Raw genomic sequence first — 10,943 nt, forward strand, 5'->3', positions numbered from 1 at the left:
TGCCGAGGCTCTCGTGAATTCCTCCGTCCCCTTGCAACACCAAGACTCGCAGGTCTACATCGGACTGATGTCGGGCACCAGCGTCGACGGCGTGGACGGCGTGCTGGTGCGTCTGGACGACGGTCAGGCACCGGCCGTGCTGGCCAGCGCCAGCCTGCCCATGCCGGCCGACCTGCGACGCGAATTGCTGGCGTTGAATCTATCCGGCGACGACGAGCTGGCCCGCGCCGCCCTGGCCGCGAACGGGCTTGCCCGCCTGTATGCCCAGGCCGTGGCCGCCCTGCTCCAGCAAGCCAGCGTCCAGGCCGGTCACGTGACCGCGATCGGCGCACATGGCCAGACCGTGCGGCACCGGCCGGACCTCGGCTACACCGTGCAGCTCAACGCCCCCGCTCTGCTGGCGGAACTGACCGGCATCGACGTGGTGGCGGATTTCCGTAGCCGCGACGTGGCGGCAGGCGGCCAGGGCGCGCCGCTGGTGCCGCCCTTCCATGCCGCCATCTTCGGTGCGCCGCAAGGCCGCGCCGTGCTCAATCTGGGCGGCATCGCCAACGTGACGCTGCTTACGCCCGGACAGGCGCCCCGCGGCTTCGACACCGGACCCGCCAACGTTCTGCTGGACGGTTGGTGCCAGCGCCACCTGGGCCAGTCCTATGACGCCGACGGCCGCTGGGCCGCCAGCGGTCAGGTGCTGGCCGCGCTGCTGGAACAATTGATCGCCAGCGAACCCTGGTTCGCCCTGCCGCCGCCCAAGTCCACCGGACGCGACCTGTTCAATATGCAATGGCTGGATGAACGCTTGGCGGCGTTCGACGGCCCCAAGCCCGCGCCGCAAGACGTGCAGGCCACCTTGCAGCGCCTGACCGCTCGCACGGTCGCCAATGCGGTCGACGCCGCAGCGGCGGGCACGCAGGAAGTGTTCGTGTGCGGAGGCGGCGCGCGCAACCCGGGCCTGATGCGCGAGCTGGCGTATTGCTTGCAGCGCCCCGTTCGCGCCACGGATGCGCTAGGCGTGCCAGCGCAGGAAGTCGAGGCCCTGGCGTTCGCCTGGCTGGCGCAGGCGTTCGTGCAGCGCAGGCCGGCGGGCCTGCCCGCCGTCACCGGCGCGCGCGGCCCCCGTATCCTGGGCGCGCTGTATCCCGCCTGAAGCCCGTGCCCCAATGCAAAAAGCCCTTCGGCGCGCCGAAGGGCTTTTTATTTCCTGCCGGGGCGATTACACCGAGAACGAGGAACCGCAGCCGCAGGTGGTGCTGGCGTTGGGATTGCGGATGACGAACTGCGCGCCTTCCAGGTCTTCCTTGTAGTCGATCTCTGCGCCGACCAGGTACTGGAAGCTCATCGGATCGACGAGCAGTTGCACGCCAGCCTTGTCCAGCACGGTGTCGTCATCGTTCACGACTTCGTCGAAGGTGAAGCCGTACTGGAAACCCGAACAGCCTCCGCCCTGCACGAAAACGCGCAGCTTCAGTTCGGGATTGCCTTCTTCGGCCAACAGATCCTTCACCTTGGCCGCAGCCGAATCGGTAAACACCAGGGGAGCAGGCGGGGCGGCCTGCAGGTCGACGGTTTCGGTCACTGCATTCATGGTTCACTCCTGGCCGGTTCGGCCATATTTCGGTGAGCGGCAACGGCGCTCGCATGGTGTCACTATAGCTCAGGGCTTGCGCAGACTCAAAGTTCAAGCTTGACGCTTCTTGACGCCCGGACCGTATCACCCTCCAGAACGCTGACGGTCACGCTTTCGGGGACAAATCCCTCGGGCAACGCCAGGATGCCCTGGCTGCGCTGGTATTGATCGAACTGCAGGGCCAGGGGCGAGGTCTGCACGTTGTCGCCAGGGATGGCGACCGAGCCGGACTCGGCCTTGACCTGCATGGGCGCCAGATCCACCTTCACGGTCTCGCCCTTCAGGACGCCGGTGGCCTGGAAACGCAGGGCGCCCGAAAACGGCGCACTGCCATTACGGCCGCTGCGCATCAGCAGGACCTTGTAGCGCAGGCCGCCGCCGCTGCGATCAATCTCGACGCCGCGGATGTCCACCGAGCCCTCGGGCCCTGGCGGCAGCAATTGTTCGTAGAACGCCAGTTGATCGCGCACCCTGCCGACCTCGGCCTGGACGGTGCGCAACTGCGTTTCCAGCTCTTGGCGCGCGGCGCGTTCGATGACCAGCTCGCCATCGGCGGTGTCGAGCTGCCCTTGCGTATAGCGCAGCTGCGTCGACTGTTGGCGCATCGCCTCTTCCTGGACCTCGGCTTGCCGGGCGCTGATCACTACCGCGTCCTGCGGCCGGTAGAGCTTGCGGGCGTAGAAAAAGCTGGCCGAACCGCCCAGCAGCACACCGATCAGCAAGCCCGCGAATACGCGCATCAGCCCGCCCGCAGGGCTAGGTTTGGGTGTGATGGAGGAATCAGCGGGCATAAAGAGCAGCGGCTTGCGGCCCATGGCCGCAAGCCTGCAGGCATCAAGGCAGGATCGCGACCTGATCCAGGCCGGTCGATTCAGGGATGCCGAACATCAGGTTCATGTTCTGGACGGCCTGACCGGCGGCGCCCTTGACCAGGTTGTCCTGGACCACCAGGACGATCAGCTGGTCGCCATTGCCGGGGCGGCTGAGCGCGATGCGCAGGTTGTTCGAGGCTCGCACCGAACGGGTTTCCGGCAGGCTGCCGGCAGGCATCACATCGACGAAGGGTTCGTCGGCGTAGCGCTGTTCGAACAGGGCCTGGAAGTCGGTATCGCTGGCCTCGGGCAGGATGCGCGCGTAAATAGTGGAAAACATGCCGCGGATCATCGGCACCAGATGCGGCACGAAAGTCAGGCCGACCTTGCCGCCAGCGATCTTTTCCAGTTGCGCGACGATTTCGGGGTGGTGGCGATGGCCGGCCACGCCGTAGGCCTTGAAGTTGTCGGAGGCTTCGGAGAACAGCGAGCCGACTTCGGCCTTGCGGCCGGCGCCCGACACGCCCGACTTGCAGTCGGCGATCAGGGTTTGCGCGTCGACCAGCTTCTTGCCGCCTTCCAGCAGCGGCGCCAGGCCCAGCAGCACGGTGGTGGGATAGCAGCCGGGATTACCGATGACGCGGGCCTTGGAGATGGCCTCGCGGTTCAGTTCCACCAGGCCATACTGGGACTCGGCCAGGATGTCCGGGCAGGTATGGGGAATCTTGTACCAGCGCTCGAAGGTGGGGATGTCTTGCAGGCGGAAGTCCGCGGCCAGGTCGATGACCTTGGTGCCCGCGGCGATCAGTTCCTGGGCCTGGGCCATGGCCACGCCGTGGGGCGTCGCGAAGAACACGACGTCGCAATCCGTCAGCGAGGCCTTTTCCGGCGCCGAGAACGCGAGGTTCACGCGGCCGCGCAGGTTGGGATACATGTCAGCCACCGGCAGCCCGTCTTCCTTGCGGGACGTGATGGCGGTCAACTCCACATTGGGATGCTGCGACAGCAAGCGCAGCAGCTCGACGCCGGTGTAACCGGTGCCGCCGACGATACCAACCTTGATGCGGGTGTTCGATGCTTGGGCCATGATGTGTGCTCTTCGTAGAACGAGGATCGATTGTATCGCTCGGGAAAGCGGGTGTTGCGGCTAAGAGCCCGAAATGGCACCGCAGTCCTTCTTTCCGACCGGACGGAATGCGCGGAGTTCCGCGCGGCGCGCAGCAACCGGGCAGCGCCGGCGCTGGAACCAAAGGTGCGAAAAAAAGCCCGCCGAAGCGGGCTTTTTGAGCAGCGTATTAACGCTTGCTGAACTGCTTGCGCCGACGTGCCTTGCGGAAGCCGACCTTCTTGCGTTCGACTTCGCGGGCATCGCGGGTGACAAAACCAGCTTGCGACAGTGCGGGCTTCAGGGTCGCGTCGTAGTCGATCAGGGCACGCGTGATGCCGTGACGGACTGCGCCGGCCTGGCCGGTTTCACCGCCGCCGTGCACGTTGACCTTGATGTCGAACGATTCCAGGTGGCCGGTCAGTTCCAGCGGCTGGCGCACGATCATGCGGCCAGTTTCGCGGGCGAAGAAATCGTCGACGGGCTTGCCGTTGACAACGATCTTACCCGTGCCCTTCTTGATGAAAACGCGAGCCACCGAGGTTTTGCGACGGCCGGTTCCGTAATTCCAGTTACCGATCATGGCGTTTCCTTAGATATCCAGCGTCTTGGGCTGCTGGGCGGTGTGCGGGTGCTCGGCACCGGCGTACACCTTCAGTTTCTTGATCATGGCGTAGCCCAGAGGACCCTTGGGCAGCATGCCCTTGACAGCCTTCTGAATGGCGCGGCCGGGAAAACGCTCTTGCATTTTCTCGAAGTTCGTTTCACGGATACCGCCCGGGTACGTCGTGTGGCGGAAGTACTTCTTGTCCTTCGCCTTGGCGCCCGTAACAACGATATCGGCAGCGTTGACGATGACGATGTAGTCACCGGTATCAACGTGCGGCGTGAATTCAGGTTTGTGCTTGCCACGCAGACGACGTGCGACTTCGCTGGCCACACGACCGAGGACTTTGCCCTTGGCGTCGATCACAAACCAGTCACGTTGGACTTCATGCGGCTTGGCCACAAAGGTCTTCATGATGGTTCCTAAGAATAAAAATTTCCCTGGCTGGACCATCCAGCCAGTTCCTTTCCCCGAACTGGGCCGAAATTGCGGAAAAACCTATTGGGTTTCCAGCAGACTTCAGCCGATATCAGCGTCCCGCCTAAGCGTTATTACCCGCCCGTGCAATAGCCAAAACGAGGGAAAGCCTGCGATTCTAACACAACTGCTCAAAAAATGGGCAACTGATTGGCCGCAGGAAATGAAGAGGCGACGCCCCAAGGCGCCGCCCAGCCATGCCAATAACAGGGGACGCAACCCCGCCTGCCCGCCGGTCAGGCGCCCAGATAGGCTTCCAGCACGCGGGGATGGCCGAGCAGTTCGCGGCCGGTGCCGGTCAGCGCCATGGCGCCATTTTCCAGCACATAGCCGTGCTGGGCGATCTTGAGCGCCTGGCGCACGTTCTGCTCGACCAGGAACAAGGTCAGGCCGTCGGCGTTGATCGCGCGCAGCGAGCGGAAGATCTCCTGCACCACGATGGGCGCCAGGCCCATGGAGGGCTCGTCCAGCAGCAGCAGGCGCGGCTTGGCCATCAGGGCGCGGCCGATGGCCAGCATCTGCTGCTCGCCGCCGGACAGGTTGCCGGCGATGCCAGTGATCCGTTCCTTCAGGCGCGGGAACAGGTTGAACACGTATTCCAGGTCCGAGTCGACGTTCTTGAGGCCGCGGCGGTAGGCGCCCAGCTCCAGGTTTTCGAGCACGGTCATGGTGGTGAGGATGGCCCGCCCTTCCGGCACCTGGACGATGCCGCGCGCCACCAGTTGGTGCGGCGCCAGGTTGGTGATGTCCTCGCCTTCGAAGGTGATCTTGCCGCGCGCCTTGGGCAGCAAACCCGACAGCGCCAGCAGCGTGGTCGATTTGCCGGCGCCGTTGGCGCCGACCAGGGCGGTGATTTCCTTGGCGTTCAGGTCCAGGTCGATGCCGCGGACGGCTTCGATGTGGCCGTAGTTGACCTCGAGTCCGCGGACTTCCAGCATGACGCTCATTGTGCGGCCTCCGCTTGTTCGGTGTCTTCGTCGTCTTCGCGGCCCAGATAGGCTTCGATGACCTGTTCGTTGTTGCGGATCTCGTCGGGTCCGCCGCAAGCGATGATCTTGCCGAAGTTCAGCACCGCAATGCGTTCGCACAGGCCCATGACGAAGCGCATGTCGTGCTCGATCATCAGGATGGTGTAGCCGCGGTCGCGGATGGCCAGGATCTCGCGCATGAGTTCGGCGCGTTCACCGGTGTTCATGCCCGCGACCGGCTCGTCCAGCAGCAGCAGCTTGGGCTCTGTGGCCAGCGCGCGCGCCAGCTCCAGGCGGCGCTGCTCGCCGTAGGACAGGTTGTCGGCCAGATCATTGGCCTTGTGATCCAGGCGCATCCAGGTGAGCAATTCGTGCGCGCGCTCGCGGGCGCGCTTTTCGTGCTCGCGGTAGCCCGGCAGGCCCAGCAGCAAGCTGGGGAAGCCGTAGTTCATATGGCGATAGGCGCCGACCACCACGTTTTCCAGCAACGTCATCTCCTTGAAGAGACGGATATTCTGGAACGTGCGGGCAATGCCCATGCGCGTGATGCGGTGCGGCTTCTTGTCCAGAACGCTCTGGCCGTTGAACGTGATGGTGCCGCCGCTGGGCGGCAACAGGCCGGTGATGAGGTTGAACACCGTGGTCTTGCCGGCGCCGTTGGGGCCGATCAAGCCGAAGATGGCGCCTTCGGGCACGGACAGGCTGACGTCATGCAGCACATGCAGGCCGCCGAAGCTCTTGGAGACGGAAGAAAGCTCAAGCATGGCGCTTGCCTCCCTGGCGTCCTTGGCGCATCCAGCGCTTGAAGCGCGCCGGATCCCAGATGCCTTGCGGCAGGAACAACACAATCACCACCAGAATCACTCCGTTCGCGACCAGGCGCAGATCGGCAAAACCGCGCAGCATTTCGGGCAGCACGGTAATGATGAAGCTGCCCAGCACGGGACCGGCCAGGCCGCCGATGCCGCCCAGGATCGCCATGGTCAGGATTTCCACGCCACGGTCGAAACCGTATTCGTTGGGACCGATGAAGAAGGTCAGGTGCGCATTCAAGGCGCCGGCCAGGCCCGCGATCATCGCGCCGGCCACGAAGGCCAGCATCTTGTTGGCGCGCACGTCGATGCCCATCAGGCCGGCCGCGGTTTCGTCGCCGCGGATGGCGTCGAACGAACGCCCGATCTTGGAGGCGCGCACGCGCCACAGCACGAACAGCACAATGACCACGGCCAACACCACGTGCCACCACTGCGTCAGCTGCGGGATGCCATTGAGGCCCAGCGCGCCGCCGGTGATGGATTCGGTGTTGAGAATGGTCACGCGGACCACTTCGCCAAAGCCCAGCGTGGCCATGGCGAGGTAGACCCCGGACAGCCGCAAGGTCGGCAAGCCGATCAGGGCGGCCACCAGCGCGGGCGCCGCCATGCCGCCGGCGAGCGCGACCGAGAACGGCGCGTCATAGTTCATGGTGAGCAGCGCGGCGGTGTATGCCCCGATGCCCATGAAGGCTGCGTTGGCCATGGCCAGCATGCCGCAGGCCAGGGTCAGCCAGATGGAGAGGGCCAGCAAGGCGTTGGTGCCCAGCGTGAGCACCAGGTTGCCATAGATGGCCCAGAAGTTTTCGAATCCGCTCATTCTTTAAGCCTTGCGTTGAACCACTTTGCCGAACAGACCTTGCGGGCGCACCAGCAGGATCAGGAACAGCAGGCCGAAAGCCACCGCATCGCGCATGGTGGAGCCGATGTAGGCCACCGACAGCACCTCGGCGAAGCCCAGGAACAGGCCGCCCAGCATGGCGCCGCGGATGTCGCCCATGCCGCCCAGGATGATGACCGCGATGCCCTTGTGCAGCATCGGCTGGCCCATCAGGGGGAACAGCGCATTGGAGTACAGGCCGATCAGCACGCCGGCCACGCCGCCCAGGGCAGCCGCGGCAAACGAGGTGGTGACGAACAGCTTTTCGACGTTGATGCCCAGCAGCCAGGCGGCTTTGGGCGATTCGGCGATGGCGCGCAGGGCGCGGCCGAATTGCGTGCGGCGCATGACGTACATCAGCACGGCCATCAGCGCGAAAGACAGGAAGATGATGCCCAGCTCGATCACGGTCAGGTGCAGACCGGCGACCTCGATCACTTCCTCGGGCACGGTGCCGTGCGGGAAGCGCAGGTTGCTGGCGCCGAAGATGCTCTGGGCGCCGTTGTTCAGGATGATGCCTACGCCAATGGTGGCGATCATGGGGATCAGGTGGGGCGCGTTGCGCTTGCGCAGCGGCTTGAGCACCAGGTAGTCGATGATGACCCCGGTGAAGCCGGCGACGAAGAACGCGGCCATCAGCCCAGCCCACAGGGGCAGGCTGAATTGCTGCACGACGAACAGTGCCGCGTAGGCGCCAACCATGAAGACGGCGCCATGCGCCAGGTTGATCACCCCGAGCACGCCGAAGATCAGCGTGAAGCCCAGCGCGAACAGTGCATACACACAGCCCAGCGACAAGGCATTGACGAATTGTTGTTCGAACATGATGGGACTTTCCAAAGCTGTGAGGGCCCCATGCAGCGCCCACTGCATGGCCTTGAGCCTCCCGGCGGGGAGGCATTTTTTCTAGGGTGACGGCCCTGCGATAAAAAGCGCCTTGCGGACAGCCGCGCCGTCCGCAAGGCGCATCCCCCCGCGCGGGGATGCGTAGCGCTTACTTCTCGATGACGTACTTGCCGTCCTTCGTCACGCTGACGATGGGGGCTTGGTCGGCGTCGTAACCGGCCGGCTTGCCGGCGCGGTCATTGGCCTGGCGGAACTTGAACGGGCCGGTAGCGCCGGTCCAGGTCACGGAGGGCAGCGCGTCGCGCAGGGCCGTGCGATCCTTGGGCAGATCGCCAGAGAGCTTGACGTTCTTCAGCGCCTGGGCGGCGATGTACATGGCGTCATACGACTGGGCCGCGAACTGGTCGGGCGCGCCGTTGAACTTGGCCTTGTAGGCGTCGATGAACTTGACGTTCTCGGCCGCCTTGTTCTCGATCGACCACGGGCTGCCGATCCACAGATTGTTCGACGCGCCACCGGGGGCCAGGTCGAAAATCTTGACCGAGTTCATGCCATTGCCGCCGATGACGGGCACATTCAGGCCCAGTTGACGGGCCTGCACCATGATCGGAGCGCCTTCGGCCAACAGTGCGGACAGCACGATGGCGTCGGGGTTGGTGCCCTTGATCTTGGTCAGCTGGGCCTTGAAGTCCACGTCGCCCTTGGCGAACGTTTCGGTCGTGGTGACCGGGATCTTCTGGTCTTCCAGGGCCTTCTTGAAGTTGTCGTAGCCGCTCTTGGTGAAGACGTCGTCGTTGCCGTAGAGCACCGCCACGTTCTTCAGGCCGGTCTTGGCCTTGACGGTGGAGATGGTGGCCGGCAGCACGTCGGCTTCGGTAACCGAGTTGCGGAACACGTAGTTGCCGATGGAGGTGATGCCGTCGGCGGTGTTGGAGGTGCCGAAGGCGACCGTCTTGGCAGCCTGGGCGATCGGGTCGGCGGCCTGGGCCGAGTTCGACAGCGTCGGGCCGAAGACCATCAGGACGTTGTCCTTGAAGATCAGTTTCTTGAAGACGTTGATCGCTTCTTCTTTCTTGCCTTGTTCGTCCTCGACCACGAGCACGATCTTGTTGCCGTTGATACCGCCGGCGGCGTTGATTTCATCAGCGGCCAGCTGGAAACCGTTGCGGATCGACACGCCGTACTGGGCGGCGCCGCCCGACAGGGCTTCGGCCACGCCGATCTTGATGTCGGCCGCATGGGCAGCCGGGACGATACCGGCAGCGATCAGCGCGGCCAGCAGCTTCTTGGTCTTGGATTGCATGGTTGTTACCACCTTAAAGTCTGTCTCGGAATATTGGTATCCGGGCTGATGTAATCCTGCCGGATTGACGTCGGATGGCGCCTAAAGGCGTCATGTTTGCGCGTCAAGACCCGGGATATTACTCCTTTGTATCAGGCGGCTACTCGAACGCCATTCAACAAAAGCCTACAAACCGCCCATTTTTTTGTAAAAAACGTGTGGTTACTAGCAAAAACCCTAACACTCGCCGAATGTTATTCGGCAGGCGTAAGTGTCCTACGTTCTGGCCGATAACGCTACGCCCAGGTACTGGTCGTAGGCGCTTTCGGTCAGGCGGAACCATGGCATTTCGCTGTCGCGAAAACCCATGTAACTATCGTGCATCGCCTTGAATCTGGGGTCTTTGGCGCCCAAGTCCTTATAGACCTGCTGCGTGACCTCGAACGCCAGGTCCATGATGGACCTCGGGAATGTCCGGATTTGGGCGCCGTTTGCGGTCAATTGGGCCAGCGCGGCCGCGTTGCGGGCGTCATAGCGGGCGATGGTGGCGGCGTGTGCGGCCTGGGCAGCGGCGTCGACCACGGCCTGGTAGTTCTTGGGGAGCGCGTTCCAGGCCTCGTCATTGATATAGAGCGACAGCTGCTCGCCGGGCGCCCACCAGCCGGGTGCGTAGTAATACTTAGCAACCTTATTAAGGCCAAGCTTGTCGTCATCGTAAGGACCCGCGCCGGCCACCGCCTGCAGACCGTCCTTCTCGAAGGCTTCCGCCAGCTTGGCCAGGTCGGCCTGCTGCGGGGCCACGCCCAGCTTGGCCAGCACGTCTGCGGCCAGGCCGCCGACGCGCATTTTCAAGTCCTTGAGGTCGCCCGCGCGCTTGATTTCCTTGGTGTACCAACCACCCATCTGGGCGCCGGTATTGCCCAGCGGAAAGTTGATGATTTTTTCGGGCTTGAAGAGTTCGCGGGTCAGCCGCAGGCCACCGCCCTCGTTCATCCAGGCATTCATCTGCCTGGCGTTCAGCCCGAAGGGCACGGCGGCGTCGAAGCAGAAGACGGGGTTCTTGGCGTAGTAGGCGCGGGACGACGCGTGACCGCACTCCACCTTCTTGGTGGATACCGCTTCCATCAGGTCCGCGGCGGGCACGATCTCGCCTTCGGGAAAGTGGCGGATGTTGAATTTGCCGCCAGTGGCTTCCGAGACGAACTTGCAGAAGCTTTCGCCGGCGCCGATGCGCAGATCCAGGATGCTGGGGAAGCCGGACGACAGGCGCCAGCTCAATGACGGCATGTCCTGCGCGAACGCGGGCGCGCTGACGGCGGCTCCGGTAGCGACGGCGCCGAGACCGGCGTGCTTCAAGAACGAACGTCGTTGCATCTCTTTGCTCCTTTACAGCAACACCTGGGACATCAAGCGATACCCGGCGGATATTACACGCTGATATCGGCCTGCCTGGCCACACTATCAGGTAAGGGATTGCAAAGACCGGAACGACTGCGGGGATCTCAAGGCAGCCGCGGCGCATGGCGC

Annotated in this window: 12 protein-coding genes; 1 reads left to right on the plus strand and 11 read right to left on the minus strand. The window is 63.9% G+C overall.

From position 1 onward, the window contains the following. Window positions 1–13: 13 nt before the first annotated feature. The gene (locus AC6LKD_RS26900; RefSeq protein ID WP_498117949.1) at window positions 14–1,147 is read left to right on the plus strand and encodes an anhydro-N-acetylmuramic acid kinase; all 1,134 of its coding nucleotides are present in this window, start codon (window positions 14–16) and stop codon (window positions 1,145–1,147) included. A 66-nt stretch (window positions 1,148–1,213) separates the two neighbouring features. Here the strand turns inward: AC6LKD_RS26900 and erpA are convergent, their stop codons facing one another. From erpA to AC6LKD_RS26955, 11 genes are all read right to left on the minus strand, one after another. After that, window positions 1,214–1,585 carry an iron-sulfur cluster insertion protein ErpA gene (gene erpA, locus AC6LKD_RS26905; RefSeq protein ID WP_013391415.1) on the minus strand — a complete coding sequence of 124 codons (372 nt, stop codon included), beginning with the start codon at window positions 1,583–1,585 and terminating at the stop codon, window positions 1,214–1,216. Between the two features lie 86 nt (window positions 1,586–1,671). After that, on the minus strand, window positions 1,672–2,418 hold the full coding sequence (locus AC6LKD_RS26910) for a DUF6776 family protein (protein WP_041654831.1): 747 nt from the start codon (window positions 2,416–2,418) through the stop codon (window positions 1,672–1,674). Between the two features lie 43 nt (window positions 2,419–2,461). Continuing rightward, on the minus strand, window positions 2,462–3,526 hold the full coding sequence (gene argC / locus AC6LKD_RS26915; protein WP_498117950.1) for an N-acetyl-gamma-glutamyl-phosphate reductase: 1,065 nt from the start codon (window positions 3,524–3,526) through the stop codon (window positions 2,462–2,464). Window positions 3,527–3,734: 208 nt separating this feature from the next. Beyond that, a complete protein-coding gene (rpsI, locus tag AC6LKD_RS26920; RefSeq protein WP_006217310.1) occupies window positions 3,735–4,127 on the minus strand; it encodes a 30S ribosomal protein S9 in 393 nt (130 codons plus the stop codon). Window positions 4,128–4,136: 9 nt separating this feature from the next. After that, window positions 4,137–4,565, minus strand: a complete 429-nt coding sequence (rplM, locus tag AC6LKD_RS26925; protein WP_013391412.1) for a 50S ribosomal protein L13 — start codon at window positions 4,563–4,565, stop codon at window positions 4,137–4,139. A gap of 299 nt (window positions 4,566–4,864) precedes the next feature. Beyond that, window positions 4,865–5,575 (minus strand): ABC transporter ATP-binding protein, encoded by a 711-nt coding sequence (locus tag AC6LKD_RS26930; protein WP_013391411.1) that lies wholly within the window; start codon window positions 5,573–5,575, stop codon window positions 4,865–4,867. Then, a complete protein-coding gene (locus AC6LKD_RS26935; RefSeq protein ID WP_013391410.1) occupies window positions 5,572–6,360 on the minus strand; it encodes an ABC transporter ATP-binding protein in 789 nt (262 codons plus the stop codon). The genes AC6LKD_RS26930 and AC6LKD_RS26935 overlap by 4 nt, the downstream gene beginning before the upstream one ends. Then, on the minus strand, window positions 6,353–7,228 hold the full coding sequence (locus AC6LKD_RS26940) for a branched-chain amino acid ABC transporter permease (RefSeq protein ID WP_013391409.1): 876 nt from the start codon (window positions 7,226–7,228) through the stop codon (window positions 6,353–6,355). Before AC6LKD_RS26940 ends, AC6LKD_RS26935 begins: the two co-directional genes overlap by 8 nt. Window positions 7,229–7,231: 3 nt before the next feature. Beyond that, window positions 7,232–8,113: a branched-chain amino acid ABC transporter permease gene (locus tag AC6LKD_RS26945; protein WP_041652165.1), complete on the minus strand. Its 882-nt coding sequence runs from the start codon at window positions 8,111–8,113 to the stop codon at window positions 7,232–7,234. 169 nt (window positions 8,114–8,282) lie between these two features. Continuing rightward, window positions 8,283–9,437, minus strand: coding sequence for an ABC transporter substrate-binding protein (locus AC6LKD_RS26950; RefSeq protein ID WP_013391407.1), 1,155 nt, complete (start codon window positions 9,435–9,437; stop codon window positions 8,283–8,285). 255 nt (window positions 9,438–9,692) lie between these two features. Next, complete coding sequence (locus tag AC6LKD_RS26955) at window positions 9,693–10,790, minus strand: TRAP transporter substrate-binding protein (RefSeq protein WP_498117951.1); 1,098 nt, start codon at window positions 10,788–10,790, stop codon at window positions 9,693–9,695. Window positions 10,791–10,943 lie beyond the last annotated feature (153 nt).

Source organism: Achromobacter sp. D7-1, from assembly GCF_059760445.1.